18 protein-coding genes and 1 pseudogene are annotated in these 24174 nt (G+C 38.2%); 10 read left to right on the forward strand and 9 right to left on the reverse strand.

Going from position 1 to position 24174, the window contains the following annotated elements; genetic code table 11:
• Positions 1 to 91 precede the first annotated feature (91 nt).
• From MSG66_RS02810 to MSG66_RS02830, 5 genes and pseudogenes are all read left to right on the forward strand, one after another.
• Positions 92 to 493 carry a J517_1871 family lipoprotein gene (locus tag MSG66_RS02810; protein WP_324652075.1) on the forward strand — a complete coding sequence of 134 codons (402 nt, stop codon included), beginning with the start codon at positions 92 to 94 and terminating at the stop codon, positions 491 to 493.
• Positions 494 to 948: 455 nt separating this feature from the next.
• Positions 949 to 1335, forward strand: a complete 387-nt coding sequence (locus MSG66_RS02815) for a hypothetical protein (RefSeq protein WP_324652077.1) — start codon at positions 949 to 951, stop codon at positions 1333 to 1335.
• A pseudogene (locus MSG66_RS02820) lies at positions 1281 to 1436 on the forward strand (GntP family permease); the annotation flags it as partial. The gene MSG66_RS02815 and the pseudogene MSG66_RS02820, both read left to right, overlap by 55 nt.
• Before the next feature lie 30 nt (positions 1437 to 1466).
• Entirely contained in the window at positions 1467 to 2252 is a 786-nt protein-coding gene (locus MSG66_RS02825; RefSeq protein ID WP_324652079.1) for a 3-hydroxybutyrate dehydrogenase, read from the forward strand.
• Between the two features lie 326 nt (positions 2253 to 2578).
• A complete protein-coding gene (locus MSG66_RS02830; protein WP_262471875.1) occupies positions 2579 to 3565 on the forward strand; it encodes an AraC family transcriptional regulator in 987 nt (328 codons plus the stop codon).
• Positions 3566 to 3632: 67 nt separating this feature from the next.
• Here MSG66_RS02830 and MSG66_RS02835 read toward each other — a convergent pair whose 3' ends face one another.
• The 5 genes from MSG66_RS02835 to antA all read right to left on the reverse strand — a co-directional run bounded on the left by MSG66_RS02835 (position 3633) and on the right by antA (position 9477).
• Entirely contained in the window at positions 3633 to 4976 is a 1344-nt protein-coding gene (locus MSG66_RS02835) for an MFS transporter (protein ID WP_262471876.1), read from the reverse strand.
• Positions 4977 to 4993: 17 nt separating this feature from the next.
• Positions 4994 to 6205, reverse strand: a complete 1212-nt coding sequence (locus MSG66_RS02840; protein WP_420714246.1) for an OprD family outer membrane porin — start codon at positions 6203 to 6205, stop codon at positions 4994 to 4996.
• A gap of 322 nt (positions 6206 to 6527) precedes the next feature.
• Positions 6528 to 7562: an anthranilate 1,2-dioxygenase electron transfer component AntC gene (gene antC / locus MSG66_RS02845; RefSeq protein WP_324652086.1), complete on the reverse strand. Its 1035-nt coding sequence runs from the start codon at positions 7560 to 7562 to the stop codon at positions 6528 to 6530.
• A 5-nt stretch (positions 7563 to 7567) separates the two neighbouring features.
• Complete coding sequence (gene antB, locus MSG66_RS02850; protein ID WP_262471885.1) at positions 7568 to 8059, reverse strand: anthranilate 1,2-dioxygenase small subunit; 492 nt, start codon at positions 8057 to 8059, stop codon at positions 7568 to 7570.
• Positions 8060 to 8061: 2 nt separating this feature from the next.
• Positions 8062 to 9477, reverse strand: a complete 1416-nt coding sequence (gene antA, locus MSG66_RS02855; protein WP_262471886.1) for an anthranilate 1,2-dioxygenase large subunit — start codon at positions 9475 to 9477, stop codon at positions 8062 to 8064.
• Between the two features lie 221 nt (positions 9478 to 9698).
• Here antA and MSG66_RS02860 point away from each other — a divergent pair, with 221 nt between their 5' ends.
• From MSG66_RS02860 to MSG66_RS02875, 4 genes are all read left to right on the forward strand, one after another.
• Positions 9699 to 10055: a winged helix-turn-helix domain-containing protein gene (locus MSG66_RS02860; RefSeq protein ID WP_262471887.1), complete on the forward strand. Its 357-nt coding sequence runs from the start codon at positions 9699 to 9701 to the stop codon at positions 10053 to 10055.
• Positions 10056 to 10525: 470 nt separating this feature from the next.
• Positions 10526 to 11311 carry a molybdate ABC transporter substrate-binding protein gene (modA, locus tag MSG66_RS02865; protein WP_262471888.1) on the forward strand — a complete coding sequence of 262 codons (786 nt, stop codon included), beginning with the start codon at positions 10526 to 10528 and terminating at the stop codon, positions 11309 to 11311.
• On the forward strand, positions 11308 to 12000 hold the full coding sequence (gene modB / locus MSG66_RS02870) for a molybdate ABC transporter permease subunit (protein WP_324652091.1): 693 nt from the start codon (positions 11308 to 11310) through the stop codon (positions 11998 to 12000). Before modA ends, modB begins: the two co-directional genes overlap by 4 nt.
• A gap of 4 nt (positions 12001 to 12004) precedes the next feature.
• The gene (locus MSG66_RS02875; protein WP_324652093.1) at positions 12005 to 12625 is read left to right on the forward strand and encodes an ATP-binding cassette domain-containing protein; all 621 of its coding nucleotides are present in this window, start codon (positions 12005 to 12007) and stop codon (positions 12623 to 12625) included.
• Positions 12626 to 12676: 51 nt separating this feature from the next.
• Here MSG66_RS02875 and MSG66_RS02880 read toward each other — a convergent pair whose 3' ends face one another.
• Positions 12677 to 14281: a PepSY-associated TM helix domain-containing protein gene (locus MSG66_RS02880; protein WP_324652095.1), complete on the reverse strand. Its 1605-nt coding sequence runs from the start codon at positions 14279 to 14281 to the stop codon at positions 12677 to 12679.
• Positions 14282 to 14284: 3 nt separating this feature from the next.
• Complete coding sequence (locus MSG66_RS02885) at positions 14285 to 14575, reverse strand: hypothetical protein (protein WP_133973639.1); 291 nt, start codon at positions 14573 to 14575, stop codon at positions 14285 to 14287.
• A 400-nt stretch (positions 14576 to 14975) separates the two neighbouring features.
• Here MSG66_RS02885 and MSG66_RS02890 point away from each other — a divergent pair, with 400 nt between their 5' ends.
• Entirely contained in the window at positions 14976 to 15719 is a 744-nt protein-coding gene (locus MSG66_RS02890; protein WP_324652098.1) for a 4'-phosphopantetheinyl transferase family protein, read from the forward strand.
• Between the two features lie 42 nt (positions 15720 to 15761).
• On the opposite strand, the gene entS is transcribed toward MSG66_RS02890, so the two are convergent.
• Together entS and MSG66_RS02900 are read right to left on the reverse strand one after the other, a co-directional pair.
• Complete coding sequence (entS, locus tag MSG66_RS02895; protein ID WP_324652100.1) at positions 15762 to 17012, reverse strand: enterobactin transporter EntS; 1251 nt, start codon at positions 17010 to 17012, stop codon at positions 15762 to 15764.
• Positions 17009 to 24163 carry a non-ribosomal peptide synthetase gene (locus tag MSG66_RS02900; protein WP_324652102.1) on the reverse strand — a complete coding sequence of 2385 codons (7155 nt, stop codon included), beginning with the start codon at positions 24161 to 24163 and terminating at the stop codon, positions 17009 to 17011. Before MSG66_RS02900 ends, entS begins: the two co-directional genes overlap by 4 nt.
• Between the last annotated feature and the right edge of the window lie 11 nt (positions 24164 to 24174).

Below are 24174 nucleotides of genomic sequence, written 5' to 3' on the forward strand. Positions count from 1 at the left end.
AAAGAAAGTGTAGAACTACTTAAATCACCTTCGGGTAGTTTTCCACTTTCTGATCTGGTAAATTTTACTCATAACTAAAATGGATAATTTCATGAAAAAGATATTTGCATTGAGCCTGTTTTTTTTATTAAGTGGGTGTGTAACTCCAACTAATCAAATGATTAATAATAAATTTAGTGAAGTAGAACCTTCAACACTTTCAGTATCAGGGATATGGACAATTTCGATTGGCCCAAGCATATCAACAATAAAACTTGATTCAGATGGCAATGGAATACTTTGTGACGATACTAATGGGCATGTTGTATTCAACAAAGTTAAATATGCAAATAATATGATTTACATTCAAAATGGTATGACTCTAGAAGTGAAGCGTTTAAACAAAGATATACTCGAAGCTAGAATAACTCTGAGTGCCTCTAATTCAAATATGGTTTACAAAGCTGATAATGACTTAAAGGCAGCTTCATTGAAGTGCGCTAAAGAATTATAGATAATCATCTTCATAAACCAGCAGTCGTTTTTTTATTGCTTGAATGAATGTAAAAATGGTACAAGAATTACGTCTGGTCATTGTTGTTGATTCGCAAGTTACATGGCTATTAAGAGATTTAGAAAAGGTAATTAAGTATTACAAACGGCTTTTGTAATAAATTGTGGTAGATTCTTAATAATTAAGGTTTTTATAGTATATTCATGTACCATTGCGAGATTAAAAAAAATTAAAATCTCTAAGGTAAAATGTAATGAATAAGATTACCCTAATTTTGCTAGTCGCTCTTCTTTTTTGTATTTTCGCTAACTTTGAAAGTTTCAACTTATTAAAATTTTAGGAAACTTCAGGTGGTGAAATTAACAAAACTCTTCCTAAAAACTAATCCACCTAAGGGTGGTTTTTTTATATCTTAAGTTCTTAAATTTTAATTATTAATAATAAAGGGTATTTTCATGAGAAAAACTTTAATTGGAGCTTTATTCTTAACGTTTGGAGCCTCGGTAAGTGCAGCATCAAAAATTGAAAAAGAGGAAACAAAAAAATTTTCAACAATGAAGCAATGTATTGAATGGTTAGATTCTAAATATCCAAATAGCAAATGGCATAAAGACAGTGGTACTTCTTGGAATTTAGAAAATAATAACTCAAATTTTTTATCTGGGATTACTCATGTTCCGAGTGAAGAAAATAGAAAACTGACACATCCGATTGCGATTTATTGCAAATTAAAAGAAACAAGTACTGAAGGTCTTTTTTATGAAGGAAAGTATATCGTTATAGAAGGGATACGCTTCCTCATAATGGTGCTGTCATTACTTTACTCGCGGTTACTGGCTTAACCCATAAACAGTCGTATAAAGATATTTTTGCAGTCACCGTAATTAAAACATTAGCGGTATTTGTGGTGATTACAGTCTTTACCGTGACAGGTATTGTTTAAATCAGCACGTTATAATTAAGGAGTAAATAAATGACTAAACTTTTAGACGGAAAAGTAGCCTTTATTACAGGTTCTGCAAGTGGTATCGGTCTAGAGATTGCCAAGAAATTTGCTCAAGAAGGTGCAAAAGTTGTCATTTCTGATATGAATGCCGAAAAGTGCCAAGAAACGGCAAAGCTGCTAACAGAACAAGGCTTTGAAGCATTATCTGCACCATGTGACGTAACTGACGAAGATGCTTATAAACAAGCGATTGAGCTCACTCAAAAGACTTTTGGTACGGTTGATATCTTAATTAATAATGCTGGTTTCCAACACGTTTCTTCAATTGAAGACTTTCCAACGGCTGTTTTTCAAAAGCTAGTTCAAGTCATGCTCACTGGTTCATTTATTGGTATTAAACATGTTTTTCCAATCATGAAAGCTCAGAAATCAGGTCGTATTATTAATATGGCTTCAATTAATGGCTTGATTGGCTTTGCTGGAAAAGCCGGTTACAACAGTGCTAAACATGGGTTAATTGGTTTGACTAAAGTTGCGGCATTAGAATGCGCACGCGATGGTATTACCGTAAATGCACTTTGCCCAGGTTATGTCGACACACCATTGGTTCGTGGTCAAATCGCAGATTTGGCAAAAACTCGTAATGTGAGTTTAGACAGGGCACTTGAAGATGTAATTTTGGCTATGGTTCCTCAAAAGCGTTTGTTATCGGTTAAAGAAATTGCTGATTATGCAATTTTCCTTGCAAGTGACAAAGCGGGCGGGGTAACAGGCCAAGCTGTTGTTATGGATGGTGGCTACACAGCACAATAATTTAGAGTTTTATAAAAGCCGCTTATTTTTTAATAGGCGGTTTTTTGTGAATAAAAAGATAAGTAAGTTTAGTGTTCAAAACGATGATTTATCTCTACTATAGTTGCTTATAAAAAATCCAATAAAATAAGTTTGTTAAGGTATGAAATTATACTTTAAAGGTATTTAACTTATTTCCAATTTTAAAATTTAATAGAGTATGAGAAAGTAATCTTTACTCTCTTTCTTGATATGATGGTTTTCAAGAAAATTCGTCAATTAAAGGATATTAATTGGCATATAAGTTGCTTTTTTAGCAATAAGTTATTTAGCTAGGTGAAAAGGATATGACATCACTCAGCCAACAGATGGAACTCAATCATTATTCGCGTAAGGCTGAATTTGCGCAGAATTTGATGTCCACGATTTGTGGAGAACACCGTCTAGACACAATTTACAAAGATACTCTCGATTTTCACTATGATGGAATGCGCCTGCCTAATAAAAAAATGGCAATTGGCACGATCAGTTATGGTGCAAATGTAGCCATTAATATCTCAAATTTAAAAGCTTATAGCATTAGTTTGCCGATACAGGGGCGACAAGTTCTCAACATTCGTGGCGCTCATTATCAATCTGATGAAAACAGAGGTCTGATTGTTTCAAATAACGATCAGCAAGATTTAGTGATTGATAAAGATTGCAGAAAATTTCAGGTGGTTATTCCTGAGCGGAGTATGCAAATTGTTCTTGCAGATCTACTGAATAAACCCATAGAAACTCCCATCATTTTTAATCCTGAAATGCATCTAGATTCTGAGCAACTTATTGGTGCATGGTGGAAAAATATTCAGAATTTTTTACAGCTAAAATCGCAATATAGCAATTTTTATGGTTTGCAGATGTTGTCTGAAGATTATGAAAATTTTGTCATTAAAGCTTTACTGTTATCTCAAGAAAATAATTATTCTGAAGCGTTAAAACTACTCTCACATCAGGATGAACCAGCTTACCTTCGTAAGGTTCGTAATTTTATTATTGAGCATGCCCATGAAGAAATCCGTGCAGAAGATTTGCAACGTCTGGCTGGGGTTTCAAAATCAAAGTTGTATGACGAATTTCAACAGTGCTACGGCACAAGTCCAATGTCCTATTTGAAAAAATATCGTCTCCAACAAATTTATAAGATTTTGAGCACCACAGGAGCAGATAGAAAAATTTCTATTTCAAAGCTTGCTTATGATTGGGGCTTTAACCACTTAAGTCGTTTTTCTCAAGAATATCGTGAAGAGTTTGGCGAAAACCCAAGTGAAACTAAAGGCAAAATTTTCTGATATTTAATTTTCCAAATAAAAAACTGATTTAGTTGCCTAAATCAGTTTTTTATTTATCGATTAATATTTATATACTTTCTTCAAGCTTCAACACTTGTTTACTTTTTGATTTTTCATGAATGACTTTAAGACTAAGGGCAATAAATGAGATGAACGTTGGCAATGCGAGAATGAAGAAAATACCACTTAAACTTAAGTTAAACGTGAAAATGAGTGATCCAAAAAAAGCACCTATAATTGCGCCGATACGACCAATACCATGCATCCACGAAACGCCAACCGCACGGCACACTGCTGGGTAGAACATAGCTGCAAGCGGTAGTAAAGAAGATTGAGCACCCGCGAGTAATGCACCAATTAAGAAGATAGTAAGCCCTAACAAGAAAATATTTGAGCTTACCAGACCAGCAACAATAAATAAGCCGAAAGCAATTAAATAAGAGTATTTAATGACTGTGGTTGGGTTTAGTTTATCCATGTACCAGCCCATAATAGTTGCGCCAATCACGCCACCAAAAGGGAAAATCGCTGCAATTAAACTAAACTGTTGTGTGCTAAAACCTGCTGTTTTTAAAATTGTTGGCATCCAACTTGTTAAAAGATAAAACACCAATAGACTGGTAAAGCAGCACAGCCAAAGCATGCTTGAACCCCACAGGTATTTCCCCAAAACGATTTTAACCGGATTTTCATCTGAGGCATTTTCTGTTTGAGTTAAAACAAGTTTTACAGGTTCTTGAAATGAATGGCCCTGAATATTTTCTAAAATACGCTGTGCTTTATCTTGTTGTTGGCGCGTAATTAAGTATTGAGTTGATTCAGGTAATTTAAGTAATAAGGCAACCACTAAAATGAGGGGAATACTTCCACCAATAATAATGACCTTAGCCCAACCATAACTTTCTAACAGATAAGCTGATAACACACCGCCACAAGAAATACCCAGCATAAAACCACAGCCAGCAAGACCGGTAAGGAATGCTTTACGTTTTACAGGCATATATTCAGAGACAATGGTACTGATGTTTGGCATAGCTGCGCCTAAACCTATACCTGTAATAAAGCGATAAATCATTAAATCTTGAGTCGAGTCGGCAAAACCACACAAAATCGTAAATATTGAAAATAATAGGCTCGTAAAAACAATGACGCCTTTACGCCCAAACTTATCAGACAAAGGCCCCGAAATGATTGCCCCGATTGACATACCGACTAAAGCTGCACTTAAAACAGGAGCAAGTTGAGGCTTGGTAATTCCCCAGTCATCCAGTAAAGCGGGAGCAATAAAACCAATAATCCCTGTGTCTAAGCCATCACAGAAGAAGACAAAAAAGCCCAATATAAAAACCGTCCATTGTAAGGGGGATAGTTTTTCGCGGTTGATAATCGTATTTGCATCTATCGTTTTCATATGTATTCCTTAATTCATTAAAATTTTCTGCTGTAATTGACAAAGAAACGGTTTTCAGAGAAATCATTTCCATGTTTAATGTCGTAATTAATAAAGATGTACTGAAGGGCTAAACCATTGAAGAAAGGCTGTTGAAGGGCATAATTAACAATAACGTTTGCTTCACTTTCTTTGTTTTTTAAGCCATCTGCTGTTTTAAAGTGATCGCCATATACATATTTGAAAGTCGTATTTAAACCAGGAACATAATCTTTGAAGTCATAGCCATAGATGAAGTGATAAGATTTTTCATCCTGTTTGAAGAAACCAGTTGTATTCCAGTTAATAAAATAAGTTTCAGGCAAGAAACCATCTGGTAGCGGGTAGGCAGACTCACCAATAATTTGTTGATAACCCAAGCCAAAGCTGTGATTTTTTACTTTAAGCGTTTCTAATAAGCCTACATTTTGTGCATCTATATCAAAAAGATTTCCATTATCTTTGGCATTGAAATATTTGAATTTTGAATTAACTGAAAAATCGGAGTTTTTCCATATGTGGTCCATTCCTACATAGTGTTTATTATATAAATCTTCCATATTGCCAAAGTAATATTCGCCCTTCAACGTAGGAGTGATTTGATAGCGTAGATCTATGTAGTTAAGGCCGTCGGAGTAGCCAGTCACACCTTTTGAAGTAAAAGAAAATCGGTGAAAGTCTTCTTCATTTCGTGGCGATACTTTTTCAATACGGCCAATTTCAGCAAAAAGCTTATCGTTTAATTGAGACTTAAGGTTGGTTCCCCAATAAGAGGTCAGTAGCTGACGACTTGCATCTACAGTGGTTACGGGTAAATCCAGCCATAATTCACCAATGCTTAGTAGAGTCTTGTTATAGCCTAATTTTAATGTTGCACCATATTTTAAATAATCGGGCGCTTGGGACTGAGTTGCTTTATCAAAAGGTAATATGGTATCTGCAACATGTTTATCTTGGCTTAAGCGAACCGCATATTGTGCTGAAGCATTTGCCCCAATTTGAATCGGGTTTCCGCCAATCTCTAACGGCGTGTCATGCATATTGGAGTTATAAAATAGAGAAACTGATTGCGACCAGCTACCCGTGTCTTTTACATCTGGATTGTCATAGTTTCTATCTATATATGCATTTTTTAATGTAAATTTCCATTCTTCATCCGCTGAATAAGCCTGAGTAGAAAATGCACTGCAACATAAAATATTGATGAGCATTAACGTTTTCTGTTGTCCATAAATTGGCCATGGTCGATGCATAAATAAAACGCCTTAATTTAGAAAATGGCTGGGCTTTTCTTATGTAATCAAAGTTATTACATGACTTTGATTGAACTATTTTTAGCCAGTAGTCACTATCCAATAAGTCCTAATCTTCATCCATTTTTTCCAAATTAGATAAAAAGCATCATTTTTGTTTTTATATTAAAATATTGAAATTCATTAACTTTATTGTTTTATACAAAAAATTCAATACACTCCTTACAGAGCATATTGAATTGATTTAATTTCTCTATGTCTAGGTAATGGCTATTACGTTTTATCGCGATGCATTGCTCTGTAAAAACTTCTCGCTGTAAATACGATAGTTTTGCAAAGATTGCTCATCTAACCAATTTCTTACGGCTTCAATCATCGGTGGCGGACCACATAAATACATATCAAAAGCTTGTTCAGCCAATTGATCTTTATTTAAATGCTCATGAATATAACCCGCTTTACCTTGCCAACTTTCCGTTGCCTTAGTCACAATCGGGTGATAACTAAAGTTTGGAAGCTGTTCTGCGTAGGCATGTAAACGCTGTTGTTCACACAAATCGGTTTCATTATTTACGCCGTAATACAACTGAACCGCAGGTGAGTTAGGCTGCTCAACCAAGTTATCAAGCATTCCCAAGAAAGCTGATAATCCTGTTCCACCTGCCACAAAAACCAGTGGTCGTTCTACTTCGCGCAAATAGAAACTACCTAGAGGTGCTTCAATGAATAGAGTTTGTCCAACCTGACAGCGATCACGCAAGTAATTGCTCATAACACCATCTGGCAATAGACGAATTAAAAATTGCAATTGATTGGTTGCGTTCGGTCTATTGGCAAATGAATATGAGCGCCAATCTTCAGTATCTGGAATTTGCAAACGAGCATATTGACCCGGTAAAAACTGAAGTTGTTCAGCGTGACTGCTCGCGTCAAGATGCAAAATTGCTGTCGTTTCAGAAACCAGTTCAACAGCGGTCACTTTGGTTTCAATTTTTAAGGTATCGCCAGCATTACAAATGGCAGAATCATGATCGAAATAAAAAGCGGCATCAGATTTTACACGTGTCTGGCAAGCTAACATTTTTCGCTCGGCCAAATCACGTTCACTTAATGCATCTTCATCGACATATTCTTGTTCATAAATACCAGTTTCACACTGTCCCTGACAGGTACCACAAACACCTTCGCGGCAGTCTAGTGGTAGGTTAATTCCTTGGCGAACTGCTGCATCGAGCAATAATTCGTCGTTATTTACCGAAATGAAAAAGGTTTTGCCATCGGCAAAGTTAAGTGCAACTGAATGTCCCATTTTCATTCCCCTTAAACGTGATAGAAGTCTAAAACGGAATCAATTTTGTCATTGAGCAAAATGCTGTGCTGACGACGGATACGGAAACCATCGGCGGTTTGGCGTAACAGATAAGTAGCATGTCCGTAAAAACAGCCTTCTAAGCCTTGGCGGTTATATAGCGTTTGCCATACAACTTTTGCTTCGATGAGACCATCCTCAAGTGTTTTAACTCGAATGTTATTCATGCTGTGTAAAGTGCGTGGTAATGGTGTTGCAGAAGCTGCTTTACCAGTACGAATGCGGAATATGCGGTCTTCAAGCCCTGTACGGTCCGCATAATAAATATAAGATAAACCCTGATTCGGATCTTGAACATAGTTATGGTCATCAATCCACTGGGGGATATGATATTCACTATCTTCATCGTAAAGTTCTAAATAGGCATCCCAGTCATAAGCATCACAAAGTTCTGCTTTTTTGTACAAAAACTGAGATACAGCAAAATATAGTTCTTGTGACATGGTTATACCTCATCCATTACGACATTGTTTTCGAAAGTAATATCTTGCATTTTCAATGCTTTCTTGTTTAAGCCATCAAGCATTAGACGTTGCCAGTGTCCATGTTGGTTTACATAGAGTCCTTCATGGGTAAATTCACGGCCAGTAATGACTGGTTGGATGCCTAAATCTTGTGAGTTTTTGGTCGCGCCATATTCCCAAGACTGGCAGCCACGAGAAATATCGCTCCAACGTTCAAGTCGCGCTTGAAAGCCTTTTTGCTGTTCACGGAACTCGACTAAATCATCTGGTGTACCAAGTCCTGACACGTTAAAGAAATCTTCGAACTGGCGAATACGGTTACGGCGTGCTTCAGCAGATTCACCTTTAACCCCAATGCACTGGCTAATAACTTCTGTTTTATTCCACGCAACAGGGCGAATAATACGAAGTTGCGAACTAATTTGATCCATAAAAAATAGGCTAGGGTACAAGTTTAAGTTTCTTAAACGGTGCATTGCCCATTCAGCATATTTGTCGCCATACTTTTCAACCATATACGGCATAACTGTGCTGTAACCCGGACGAACTGTTGGGTTCGGCATATCACTGAATAAAACACTGTGGCCATTTTTAAAGCTGAACCAGCCATCATCAGTTTCTGAGTCACCCGCACCCAACTTGCTATAGTCAAGGGTGTCGAGATCGCTACCATTAGATGCGTTCACTTGTTGGCGGTGTTGGACTGTAGAGACATAATTATAGTGAACGGTACTGACATGGTAGCCATCTAGGCCATTTTCATTTTGTAGTTTCCAGTTACCTGCAAAGGTGTAAGATGACTTACCTTGAAGAACTTCTAGTTCACCCGTTGGTGACTGATTAACCATTAAATCAAGGAACAGTTTTGTATCGCCCAAAAAGTCTTCTAAAGTATCTGTTGCTTGCGTATCAAGGCTTACAAATACAAAACCACGATAGCTGGCAATACGGCCTTGTTTTAAACCACGGCTTGATTTATCGAAATCTTCGCAATATTCACTCGGTGCTTTGACTTTGACTAAACGGCCATCTGACTTATAGCACCATGCATGGAACGGACAGGTAAAGGTTGACTGATTGCCTTTAGCAACGCGTGTTAATGTCGCGCCGCGATGCTCACAAGCATTGACCATGGCATGCAGTTCGCCTTTACCATCACGGCTGACAATAATCGGCTGACGACCAATTTGAACGGTTAGGAAATCATGATTGTTTGGAATTTCACTTTCGTGACATGCATAAATCCAAACCTTTTCAAAAATAAGTTCCATTTCCAAATCAAATAGCTCAGGCTCGGTAAACATATTACGGGCGATACGAAACACGCTATCTTTAGGACGGAAGTCGATACATCCATCTACAAAATCATTCCATTGTTTTAAATTAGATGAGGTCATTTGCTCAATCCTTTATTCATTCAGCTTTTAACTGATTGAACCGCGATTAGACCTTTAGCTCTATCCGTTTTTTCCAGATCTTTATCCACTTTGTGCAGTTTTGATTTTTTAATCACACTATTTTTAAGATGAAATCGCATTTTAAAAATGTATATGTCCTATCTTTTTAAATTTCCCTATAATCCTAAAGAGCATAAAGTAAAACCTTGTGAGTTAAGTCTATGAAAGAACATAAATTAAAATTACAAATCAGAATTCTTTCAGAGCGAAATATTGCATTTGGTCCTGGAAAGGCGGACTTACTTGAAGCAATTGAGAGAACTGGTTCGATCTCACAAGCGGCAAAATCTATGAATATGAGCTACCGCCGTGCATGGCAGTTGGTCGATACCATGAATCAGTGCTTTGAAACAGCTTTAGTTGAAACTCAAACGGGCGGAACACATGGCGGTGGGGCAGCAGTCACAGCTTTGGGCCAGAAAGTTTTAGAGCAATACCGACAAATGGAAATAAACGCTAGGCAAGCTTTGGAACATGATTATCAAATCATGAGTAGTTATTTAAAGAAAATAGATTAAAAACTTATATAGATTGAATAGATTGGTATGGCTTTTGCTTAGTTTAAAAATGCTCGCTGAAAAAGCACTGCTGCAATTTCAGTTACACAGACAAAGACGTCTATTCTGCACTATCTTAAATGATGGTCTGGGATAGACGTTTTTATTGCGTATCTAAAAAAGTGGCTGGCATAAACGACTGATCTGTTTACAGATATTTATGGTCATCGCTATTATCTTTTTGATGTAGTGATGACCATAAAACCTATCTAAATCATGCTAAAAAAGAAACATAGATGGATATTAGATAGAATCTAAACATAAAATCGTTCTTTTATATTTTGCTCCAATATAGCTCAAAAATATAAGATGCACTTTCTATGAGCATTTTAGTCATCTATCTTTAAATAATTCTACTTTTCATAAGCTATGCTTATCGCTATATTCTTGGATATATATCGCTGCATAAATCAATAAGAAGGTGAAAAATAATGTTAAGCGCTCCCCAGATTGAGAAAATGACGCTTTTAAGTACTATGCTGAGTTTAGGATTATTATTTAATAACTCAGCACATGCAGAATCAGTTACGATTTATGCAGCAGCAAGCTTGACCAATGCCATGGGTGATTTAGAAAAAATTTACGAAAAAAAGAATAAAGTAGAGGTTAAAACCTCTTATGCAGGTTCATCGACATTAGCTAAACAAATTGAAGCTGGCGCACCAGCCGATATTTTTATTTCAGCAGATACGCAATGGATGGATTATCTACAAAATAAAAAATTAGTCACAGCAAATGACCGTTTAAACTTACTAGGTAATCGATTGGTACTGATTACACCTAAAGGACAATCATTAAAGGTTAAATTAGATAAAACTACTGATCCGAATAAAGCGTTTACAGGGAAGATTTGTACTGGAGATACTAAAAGTGTGCCTGTAGGCAAATATGCCAAACAAGCATTTACAAATTTAGGGTGGTGGAGCCGTGTTGAGCCAAAATTAGTCGAAACAGAAGATGTTCGAGCGGCGTTAAATTTCGTTGCACGTGGTGAATGTCAGGTGGGCATTGTTTATGCAACCGATGCAGCGATTAGTAAAGATGTAACTGTGGTGGGTGTATTTCCAGAAAATACGCACTTACCAATTATTTATCCTGTCGGGATGATTAAAAAGAATCCGAACTCAACAAAGTTCTATCAATTTTTACAAAGTAACCAAGCCAAAGTCGTTTTTAAAAAATATGGCTTTAGTGTATTGACTCCAGCAAAACCATGATGTTTTCTTTAACCCCAGAAGAGCTTAGCGTTCTTCAACTCTCTTGTAAGGTTGCTGCAAGTTGCCTGATTGTCAGCCTTGTGCCTGCAATTTTTGTAGGGTGGATATTGGCACGTAAAGAGTTTTGGGGAAAGTCATTCATTGAAACATTGGTGTTTTTACCATTGGTACTACCTCCAGTTGTGCCGGGTTATTTGCTATTACAAGTCTTTGGAAACCGCGGCATTATTGGGCAATACTTAGCACCTTTAGGATTAGAGTTCGCCTTTAACTGGAAAGGAGCAGTTCTTGCTTCGGCAGTGATGGGTTTTCCACTCTTGGTGCAATCCATTCGACTCGCAATTGAGCTGGTCGATCAGCGTTTAGAAATGGCAGCAAAGACATTAGGTGCTTCATCTTTAGGGGCATTTTTTCATGTCACGTTGCCACTTGCCAGTAGTGGCATTTTAATTGGTGCCATTTTATGTTTTTGTCGTAGTTTAGGTGAGTTTGGGGCCACTATTACTTTTGTTGGCAATATTTCAGATGAAACAAGAACCTTACCATTAGCTATGTATAGCCTGATGCAACAACCCGATACAGAAGCAGCTATTCAAAGGCTGATAGTCCTATCTTTAAGTGTCGCTTTTTTAGCATTATGGTTTGCACAGTGGTTTCATCGCTATCAAAAAAAGCGCTTAGGGCGGTAATATTATGTTAATTGATTGCCACTTTCAGCTACACATGGGTCAATTTCTTATCGAACCCAATTTTCAGTCGGATGCTTCAGTTATTGGTTTATTCGGTGCATCTGGTTCTGGTAAAACTTCAATATTACATGCCATTGCTGGCCTGAACACACCGCGTAGTGGACTCATTAAGATACAGGGCCAAACATGGTTTGATTCAAATCAAAAAATTAATTTGAGCACCCAAAAGCGGCATGTTGGACTGGTTTTTCAAGATGCTCAGCTTTTTCCGCATAAAACGGTAAAGCAAAATTTATTATTTGGTCTTAAGCATCTATCGCAACAAGAACGTCACTTTGAAGCAGATTACATTATTGAATTATTAAAGTTAGAGCACTTGCTAGAACGTATGCCTATCAAACTTTCAGGTGGGGAAAAGCAGCGCGTGGCACTAGGTCGAGCATTGTTATATTCACCAAAGCTGTTATTACTTGATGAACCTTTATCAGCATTAGATGCGAATCATAAAGCTGAAATTATTCCTTTTTTTCAGAAAGTAAAAGAGGAAATAAAAATTCCGATGATTTATGTGAGTCATGATATTCAAGAAATTAAACAACTGACCGAAACAATGTGGATTTTATAATTCTTCAAATTTCACACATTATTTCAGTCTGGTTGATTAGGCTTTATTGTATTAGCCAGCCCATAAACTGCCCAGTGGAGCAGATTTTAGACGATCTTGAGCTTGCTGATAAAAACGCCAAAAAGCAAAAGCAAAAATGACAGCTAAGAAATCAACCACCAAAATTTCTCCACCATGAACCCATAAACCACTTTGTGGAATTAAGTAGGCTGTAAGAGAGGTTAGAGGAATTGCAAATAACACCAAAACTAAGGTTAAAAGCAGTTGTGGTAAAGCTTTTGCATAGCCAATGACAAAGGTGTAAATCAAAGTCAGTAGGAAAATCGCATAATAACCATACATAAAAAGGTGATTCATGCTTTCAATATTGAATGCTGCGAAAAGCCAACGGCTACTCAACATGGTGCCCACTACAGCTAAAACACATCCTAAACATGCACCAATAGTTAAATTCGCAAGGAACACCACATCTTTACGTTGAACAGGAACAGGGTCTTCAGCACGCTTTTGCTTACGTGCACGAGTTTCAACCCAAAGAATATTACCCGTATAAAATAAGAAAGCACCACCGACACCTAAAACAAAATAGATCCAACGTACGCCCGTACCACCAAAACTTCCAAAATGTAGGCTAAACATGGCATTGATTAACTTATTACCAGCATCCGTCCGCGTGTTAATGCCTTTATGATCAAAGTGCTCAACTGCATATGGGTTCATGCGCATAAAGTCATGATTCGCACCGCGCAACATCTGATCTGAACTATAAAGGGCAATTCGTGCATTGGCTTTTTCAGGTTTATCGAGACCATTGAACTGGATATAGTCAACTGAATATTCAGGCGTAACTTTTTTGGCTTGAGCTAATATTTGCTGCACATCAATTTGTGTTTGTTTTGGTTGAATAAGCGCAGGAGGCGAACGTTGAAAAACAGGCTGTCCTTTTAGAGCAAGTTGTCCAATCGCATCATAAAAAAAGTCATGAAAAGCAAAGACAATAACGCTAATACTAATAATGATGTGAAAAGGTAAGCTGGTAATTCCAATCACGTTATGCGCATCTAACCAAAAGCGCTTTTTATTTTTACCAGGACGAATGACAAAATAGTCCTTTACCAAGGTTGGTAAAAGAATAATGACTCCTGAAAGCAAGGCAAGAAAATATAAAATCGAAACTACACCCATCACATAGAGACCCAATCCGTGATGGCCTGCCATGCCCGGTATGCCTGCTGTTTCATGTAACTGTTCTATCAGCCAGCCCGCTTTAGATAAGTTTTCTTGAGCAACAATTAAGTGACCTTTTTCATCTAAGCTGGCCATCCACGTGGACTGAGCAGCATTAAAGCCATCTCCACGTCCATGTTCACTCCACGTAATGGGCGCATAGTGAAATTCATTCGACGATAAATTGAGAGTAAAGCCTTGTTGGGTTGCAGGGTAGGCAGTCTGTACTTTCTGAATCAGCTCATTATATTGGTCGGGTGAGACTTTAGGTAAAACTTGCTGCGTTGGTGTGGCCCACTTACTAATATAGTGCTGAAACATGCTGAGGCCGCCAGCAAAAAAGCAGATAAAAAGTAAAATCCCTGCACATACACCCACCCAAGTATGCATGCTTTTTGCAAGTTTCATGATATCCGAACGTACTTTCATTATTTAACCCCGAATTAGAAACACACAGCTATAAGCCAGTACGTTGGCAACAAATAAATAAACCATTGCTTGTCTTCCTGTCACAAAGAAATAGGTGCCAAACATAATTGGCATCCAAACCCAAGGAATACTCCACATGCCTAATTGGGCCAAAAGGTCCATTGAAATATAAGGCTGACCTAATAAAACAATCAGGTTGCCAAAAGCAATGGCAAGGCTTAGCCCTAGAACACCACCAGCAAAAGTTTTACTCCACCAATCTGGCTGAATAGGAGACTGAATTTTAGCTTTCATGAAACCAGTTTCCGTTTAAAAAGCGCCATAAAAGGAAGGAACGACCATGCAAAAATGATAAGCATGAACCAACAAAAAGCGGCAACAACTTTGGGTAAGCTGGCAAAGAGTGCAATTAATCCAATGACTAAAAACAATAGGCCTAAATACTTAAATAGAGTGGGAAGATGCTGAGATAACAGGTTTTGGTTGCTATGACTACAATAGATACTGAATGCTCCCAACAGGGTCAAAAAAAGTCCTATAAGTTTCATGATCAATATTTTTAAATAAATTAAGGGGAAAATTTATCCAATAGTATAAGTAAATAATAATTATTATCAAATGATAAATATAATTATTTATCACTTTATTGCCATACGATAAGATAGGAGATAACTCGTTAAAAAATCTTTATTTGATGTCAAATGCTGTAAGTGATTATTTATATATTCCTGAATCTCTTTGTGGGTTGGTTTTCGAAATTTCTAAACCAATTTTATTTAAAATGCCGTTCTATTGTTATGGTTTAGACTTATCAAAAACATTGCATTTACATATAGATCAGCAGCTAAAACCCCCAAAACTGATTGCTCAAGCGCATCCTAAACGCCAACATGAGTATTTATGTGGAAGGATATTGGCTCAAGCTGTTTTAAAGCATCATTTTGGTTTAGATCAGCCAATAACTTCTATGCATGAACATTTGCCCGTCTGGCCAACTCATGTTTTGGGTAGTATTAGTCATTCACAAAATAAGTTGATCGTTGCGCTATCCGACAAAGCCAGTTATTTAGGAATTGATATCGAGCATTGGGTGACCTCAAAATTTGCTCAAGAGAGTGCACATCTTATTTTAACGCCTTCTGAATTGGAACTTTGGAAGATTAAAGCCTATGAGTTTTTTGATTTTTATCAATTTGTGAGCTTAATCTTTTCTGTTAAAGAAAGCTTATATAAAGCTGTATATCCTCTAGCTAAACAATACATCGACTTTTTAGAAGCTTCTGTAGTCGATATTGATTTTGAAAACCAAACATTAACTTTGGCTTTTACATCAGAAATACGAAATCGCTATCAACTTTTAGAACACTATCAAGGCGGCTGGAAAGTGGAACAAGACTACATTATGACTTGGGTCTTTCAAGCCGAAAATTCTGCTTAAAAACAAAAGAAGGCAACGAATTGCCTTCTTTTAAGTTATGACTTAATTTTCTTGTAGTTTAGGATCTTGAAATCCCGTTTCACGCATATCTTGAGAATTGAATAAGAACATAAATCCTACCGCAAAACTTAATATGCCGAAGAAGAGAATGCTTCCTGATATTGGTAAAAACCGCGTTAAAAGTCCTAAAGTTGTTGTGGCAATCGAATCACCTAACGCATCTTGCGCGAGCCAGATTGCATTAATACGGCCTAAATATTCATCAGGTGTATGTCCTTGTACAATGCTGTATTGAAGCAAGTTGGCAATCGACATCAAATATCCAAACACACATAAAATGGGCAAAGTCATGATTAACCATGGTGAAAGCCCAATCATAATCATGCAGCTAAAGACGCCTAAACAGGTGTAGAGCATGACTAAGCCTGGTCGCAGTAATCGTGTTGTCCATCCACTGAGTAAGGCACCTAGGGTTGAACCTAAAGGTACGGCCGAATACATAAGACCGAGTTCAAACGCGCCGCCGTGAAAGATTTCATCTGCCATTTGTGGAAAAATAATGCGAATAGCACTGCTAAAGCTAAGCAATGTTCCAATTAAAATCGTGCTGCCAACCACTTTGTTTTTAAAAACGAATTTAAACCCTTGAGCTAATTGACGAAGAGGACTTTCACCATTTGATGTGTGTTGCGGTTTAAGTGCAGGTAGCCCCATCAATAAAAACACGGTGAGTAAGGTGCCCACCGTTGAAACCCAATACACCGTTGCAACACCGCTGACTGCAATTAAAATACCGCCGATTGCTGGTGAAATAACGGTAGCAAGTCGTACAGATACCATACTGATCGCACGGGCTTGTACGATATTTTCACGTCCTACAATCACAGGCATAATCGCCATCATTGCGGTTACACCCAAAGCACCAAAGAAACCATCCCATGCTGAAAGAAAATAAATGGCATAGAGCGAAGGATGCTCAAACATGGCATTAATCGCAAGCCCTGCAAAACCTAAACCGCAAACACTGCGCGCCAATAAAATCAGCCATTTTCGGTCTTTGCGGTCTGACAACAAACCACCGAGTAACAACCCAATAAACATCGCAACGCCTTCAAAGGCCATTGCAACAGCAACATTTAACGAACTACCGGTTAAGTCATAGACTTGTTTTGGAATGGCAACCACAAGCATGCCAATCGTCAGCAATGACAGCGTACGGGCAATAAATACATGTCGAAAATGAGCATTACGTTTTAAAAGACTGAAATCGGTCAATATTGATTTAAAACTCATGGCATTTGCTCCTCTAAACCACGTGCCTGACAAATCATGCGATTTAAAATTGGGCCAAGAGTTTCAAGCTGCTGCGGAGATAATAAATCGGTATGGTCTGCATCACTTAGGCGAACAATATTGAGCTTTTTAACTAAAGGCGACCATTGTTGTTCTGGTTGGATATATGGAAGTAAATCTTTTTCAGCAACAACTAAATGTAGTTCACCTTCAAAGTGCGGCATTTTATAAGGTTTTAATAAACGGACTGCATCACGATAGTTTGCAAAAATATCCTCTTGTAAACGGCGAGTTTCTTCGTTTAGTGCCGTATCTGCATCGGCCAGAATATCATTGAAGAATTGAAGCTGTTCCTGTTCAGCCTCAGCATTCATTTCTTCTACAGATAAATCTAACCACTGATGAATTTCGGCAGGGTAAGTGTCTAACAAGCCTAGAAAATCAACCTGTTCACCATGTTCTTTTAACTTTGCTGCAACTGTATAAGCGACTGTGCCGCCTAGTGAATAACCTAATAAGGTATAAGGTCCTATTGGTTGTTGCTGGCGAATAATCTCAAGTTGTTTTTCAACCAACTCATCCATATTTGCGCTATTTGCCAATAGTCCATCTGGGCGAGGTGACTGCAACCCGATAATGGGTAAATCAGAATGCAGATAACGATTGAGTACTGTGTATTGCCATGCCGAACCAGAACCTGGGAAGAAACAGAACAGTGGATGCCCAGAGCCAGAACGGATTGGTAAAACAGGTTGCATACCAGTTTGCTCAACTTCTTCTAAACGTTCTTGTGTAAGAAGCAAAGCCGCTAAACGCTGAATAGTCACATGACTCATTAACTGACCAATTGGAATGGTCCGCTTAAATACTTTTCGGATTTCAATTGCAAGCTTCATGACCAAAATGGAATGTCCACCAATGGCAAAGAAATCTTCGTTTATGCCAATATTTTGTTCTGTATTTAAAACTTGCTGGAAAATACGTGTCAGTTCATGTTCAAAAGCAGTTGTGGCGTACTGTTTTTCTGTATTTGTAGCTTCAGTTTGTGGTCGCGGTAGTGCTTTACGGTCCAGCTTACCATTATGACTTAGGGGGAATTGCTCAACTAACATATAGTGTGTTGGCAACATATAAGCAGGAAGCTGTTTCGCAATACGTTTCTTTAACTGCTCAATGTCCACAGGTGCTGTTGTTTGCAAATAAGCAACCAACTGAACATCAGCTTTATTTTGTTCAGAAGAAATAGGGTGGACAATCACATCATCTAACCCACTGGCTAAACGTAGCTGTTGCTCAATTTCACCCAGTTCAATCCGTTGCCCTCGTATTTTTAGCTGATCATCTGCACGGCCCATATATTGAATACTGCCATCTGCATGCCAACGGGCAATATCTCCGGTGCGATACATTCTTTGACCTGCGACAAACGGGTTTGCCACAAAGCGTGTTGCTGTTAAGTCTGCTCGATGTAAATAACCCATGGCGAGTTGGTTACCTGCTAAATAAAGCTCACCGTCCACTCCAACAGGAACAGGGCGTAAATATTGATCTAAAATATAAAGCTGCGTATTCCAGACCGGATAACCAATTGCAACGCTACTTTCTTCAGGATGTAATCCCAACGTTGCATCCATATAACTCACATCTACCGCAGCTTCCGTTGGTCCATATAAATTATGCAACTCACAGCTAAAGTGCTCAGTAAATGATTTTGCTAAAGCCGTTGGTAATGCCTCACCACTACAGAACACTCGGCGAATTGACAAACTTTGTCTTTGAGCAAGTGACAGAATTTCTGTTGCTGCATTTTCAAAGACAGCCAGCATTGATGGTACAAAATGTAATGTGGTTACCTGATATTTTTGAATGAGATTTAATAATGCCAACGGGTCACGGTGTGCATCCACAGGTGCCATAACCAATCGAGCACCGACCAGATACGACCAGAAAAATTCCCATACAGAAACATCAAAAGTACATGGTGTTTTTTGCAAAATCGTATCGGCTGCTGAGATTGGATACTCTGATTGCATCCATAAAATACGGTTCACAATGGCTTGGTGAGAAACCATGACACCTTTGGGTTGGCCAGTTGTACCAGAGGTATAAATTAAATAGGCAGGATGCTGTGGGGTAATGACTGTCGTTTTATAGCTACTTAAATCAACCTTTGTTTCATCAAACAATTGATCGAAAGCAAAGGTGGCTATTGATGGTTGAGCAATAGCGGTTAGATCTTTTTGTTCACCAATCAAAAGTTTAGATTTAGCATCTTGCAACATAAATTTGATACGTTCAGTCGGATGTTGTAAATCGAGTGGCAAATAAGCTGCACCTGCTTCAATCACCGCTAAAATAGCAATACTCAGTTTGACCGACCTTGGTAGGGCAACGGCAACAATATCTCCAGCTTGTACACCTGCAAGTTGCAATTGCTGTGCTAAAGCACAAACTTGTAATCGGACTTCCCTAAAGCTTAGCTGGTGAGTTTCATCACATAACGCCGTTTGTTCAGGAGTAATTCGAGCTTGCTCTCTGAGTAATTGCTGTAATGTTGTTGAACGAACATAATATTGAGTTTGATTTGTTTTCTGGATTAAATCGCGCTCTTCAGCAAGTTGTAGACAGTAATGGCCTAAAGCAGTTTCTGGTTCATTTAGTGCAATTTCAATAAATTGAACCATTCTCTGTAGCAAATGTTCTGGCTGATCGATTACACCACGTTGCTCGAGTAGTAATTCAATTTGATGATCAGGGATGACTAACAACGCAAGCGGATAATGGCTATAACCGCGATTTGTGAGCTTAGAAACAGCCGCATCGCCAAGTTTTTGCTGTAAATATTGGTTATCAGGGTAGTTTTCTACGACTAACAAACTATCGAAAAGATTACCTTGCTCCATTAATTGCTGAATTGCACCCAGTCCTAAACCATCGTGTTCTAAATGTTCAACATGCAATTGCTGTAACTGAGCTAATTGTTCCCAAAGTGTTTGCTGCATGTTCAACTGTACACGTACCGGAATCGTATTTAAAAACAATCCGATTTGTTGCTCTAAACCATTGATAGGTGCTGAACGCCCAGAAACAGGGGTGCCAAACACAATATCTTCACGATGAGCATAAATATTTAAAGTCATTGCCCAGATCATTTGCATGAAGACATTGAGCGTGATGCCTTGTTGGCGTAATTTGTGTTGAAGTTTCGCACCCAACTCAGCACTTAAATGATAAGAAGTTTCCTGTACGGCTTGCTGGGGTTGATTAAATAAAATAAGTGGCTGCAAATCAGCTAAATCACGTTGCCATATTACTTTTGACGTTTCATGGTTACGTCCAGATAAGGCTTTAATCACCGTTTCATAGCTATGTTTAAGTACTGGCAGTTGTTGGTTAGTTTGCTGATAGGCTTTAATAAAGTCTTGTAAAAACAGTGGAGTTGACCAGCCATCAGTTAGCAAGTGATGCACCATAATCAATAGTTCTGATTGTTCAGGAGCATGTTGAATTAAAGTTGCCCGAATCAGACCATAGGGTTGGTCAAGGTGAATCGGTTGTTGTAATACCTCTTGAATGGTTTGCTCAAGCAGATCGGGAGTAACCGAACAAAACTGAACTGGCCAAGCTTGAGTAGGGTGCAATGAATAGATAAAAACAGGTTCTTCAGCTAATTCGCTATCAAAATGTCCACCTAATTGAGGGTGACGTTTTAATACGGTAATCAGTGCTTGCTGTAAACGTACCGGATCAATGTCTCCATTTAAGCTAAGACGGGTAAAGGCATTATAGTTCGATTGATTTTCTACTTGAGATAAGAACAGCATGCCTTTTTGTAAAGGAAGTAAAGGCAGAATCGTGCTATTTTTTCCGTATTTTTCTTGAACCTTTTGTTCTAGGTCTGCTGAAAATAATGGTTTTGAAATAGCCGTTTGTTGCTCATCTAAACGTGTCAGATGGGGTACCAGAGCAGCAACAGTTTTGAATTGGAATACATCACTTGGTCTTAAGCTGTAACCATACTGCCGTAGTTGAGTACACACCATGATGGCAGAAATGCTATCACCACCTGTCATAAAGAAGTCGTCATCAATCCCAATAGTATCTAGTTTCAGCACCGATGCGACAATCTGACATAAAAGCTTCTGTTCAGGTGTTTCTGCCATACGACTATGACTGCGAACTTTAGGACGCGGTAGGGCTTTTTTATCAACCTTACCACTTACATTTCGGGGAAATTCAGCCATGACTGTGAGGGCTGAAGGCACCATATATTCAGGTAAGTTTTGACGTAACTGACTTAAATATTGCTGACTTAACTGCTCACTTATTTTTTCATCGAGTTCAATGTCTTTGACAACACAGTAACCGAGCAAACGGTGGCTGTTATTAATTGGCTCTGCAATGACGACAACACTTTCAATATTAGGTAAAACGGAAAGCGCATTTTCTACTTCACCAATTTCAACCCGATAACCACGAATTTTAATTTGGTCATCGCAGCGCCCCATAAACTCAAGCTTGCCAGCCGTATTCCAACGCACCAAATCACCCGTACGATACATGCGCTGTCCATGTTCAAATGGATTGGCAACAAAACGAGCAGCACTCAAGTCAGCACGACCTAAATAACCATTAGCAATACCAAAGCCAGAAATATAAAGCTCACCAATCACGCCAGTGGCACATCGCTGTAAATGTCGATCAAGTACATATGCTTGAGTATTACCAATTGGGTTACCAATGACTGGACGTGATGTGTGCTTTAATTCTGCACGGAAAGTATCAACCGTATACTCTGTTGGGCCATATAAGTTATGTGCAAAAAGCTCTGGCTGAGCATTAAGCTGTTGCCATAAAGCTAAAGGCGCAGCTTCACCACCAATCAAGATCAGACTTGGATGATGTTGACCATCTGAAAATAAGCCATTGGTAATCATTTGCGCGCAAAAAGACGGCGGTAAATCTAATGTATCGATTTGTCGTTGCTGAATTTCTTGCACCAAACCAAATGCATCACGGCGCATGTTTTCATCAAAAATATGTAGCTCTTGTCCCCATAGCATCCAGAAAACTTGCAACCAAGAAGAGTCAAATGAGAAAGAGTGTGTATGTGCTGCGCGTAATGGACGATCAGGAAAACGCTGCTCTACAGCATTAAGTACAGGCCAATAAATTGTAGGTTTATGCGATAAAATTAGGTTGAGTAGCGAACCATGCGTGTTCATGACACCTTTCGGACGCCCTGTACTGCCTGATGTAAAAATCACATAAGCCACATCCTGAAAATCGAAATTACGACTCTGGGTAGGAATATCACTCGTTTCTTGTTTTTGAATCTGCTTTTGAACATCAATATGGTCAAGATGTACTTGCTGAATATTTTGAGGCAATTGGGTTGACAGCGCCTGTGTTGTAAGCACAAACAATGGATTGGCATCTTCACACATCATTTGCATACGATCGATTGGGTAATCTAAATCGAGTGGTAAGAAGCTTGCACCCGAATTTAATACCGATAGCATCACAACAACTGAATCGATAGAACGTGGAATAGCACCCGCAATAACCGTATGTTTTTTTGCGCCATTTTCCTGTAAAAAACGGGTAAGTTGGTTCACCCGAATTGCAAGTTCAGAAAAACTAAGTTGTTGTAGATTCGGACGTTCACCACTAATAATTGCAATACGTTCCGGATACTTTTGAACTTGTTCATAGAAGAGATCTAGAACATTATTATATTGTTCAGGATGGTTAACGCGAGGGCCTATACCGCTTTTTGTGAGCGCACTAAGTTCTTGTGGCGTCGTAATATTAAAATTGCTACATGGATGCTCTGGTTGTAATAAAGTCTGCTCTAATAGCAGCGTTATACGCTGACCATGCATGAGTAACTCATCTTGAGTATAACGCTGCGCATCCGCACGTAATTCGATAATGAGTTCATGATCTTGAACGATAAAAGAAAACTCAAAATCATCAATGGGTCCTGTTGAGATATGATGGGTTTTGACCTTTTCACCATCTAACACCAAGTCTTGATCAAAAGCTTTATAATTTAAAATAGGACCATACATTCGTTCATGGATATTGATACTATTTAAATCTCTTAAAATTTGTTCAGCATCATATTTCTGATGCGGACGAATTTGTCGTAATTGTTTTTGAACATGTTGAGCCAAGCTCACCCAACTGTCTTTTTCAGCCACATTAAACTTCACAGGCAATACATTTACGGTCGGTAATGTTGAGCGAATTGCTTTTGAGCCTAAACGGCGCATAAATGGAATACCGTTAACCAACTCGGCTTTATCTGTCATTTTGTAAATATAATGTAATGACAATGACATCATCATGTCATTCAAAGCTAATTTTAATTGTGCTGCTAAAGCCTGAATTTGCTCTAAAATTCCTGTAGAAAAACGCAGCTGGTGCTTAACAAATTGGGCTGTTGTTTTCGAGGCTAAGTGGTGTGTACTTAAACTAATAGGACTAGGCAAGTCTTCACAGTAAGCCTTCCAAAAAGCTTGGTCTATTTTAAATTGATGGCTATTTTCATAAGCCTGACGCTCTAAGATGACATCATTAATATCAATAAAAGGTGAAGAACTAAGGTCTTTTCCAGCTTGTAATTGTTGATATAACTCAACAATTCGTTTTGTGAGGTTAATCATGCTAAAACCATCAAGCATGATGTGATGATAACGTTGATACCAATACACTTTGTCGTGTGTAGTAAATAACACCTGACGGAACAGTTGAGATTCACCAGCTTTAAGTGATTTAGCGCATTGGCGGTCAGATGGCATCCAATCCCATAACCGTTGCTGAGCTTTTTGAGGGGTTAAATGGCAAAAATCAAATTCTTCGATTCGAATCTGCATTTGCTTATTAAGTTCAATAAAGGGCTGTGCCGGATCCGATGAATATGAAGCAATCACAGTGTCAGCTTCATTTAAACCCATTTGAATTGCTTGCTTAAACACTGAAATATCAATAGATTTTGGTAATTCTAAGCAGTGTGCAATCGTATATAAATCTTCAATAGAACTTAAGTGATCGGCAAGAAAAATACCGAGCTGGGTAGAGGCCAATTCAAAACGAGCTGGTTGTGAAATATCGGAAGTAAATTCATTATTTAATGCCTGATTCATGACAATACTCC

The sequence above is a fragment of the Acinetobacter sp. IK31 genome (assembly GCF_035615195.1).
GTDB classification, from domain to species: domain Bacteria; phylum Pseudomonadota; class Gammaproteobacteria; order Pseudomonadales; family Moraxellaceae; genus Acinetobacter; species Acinetobacter calcoaceticus_C.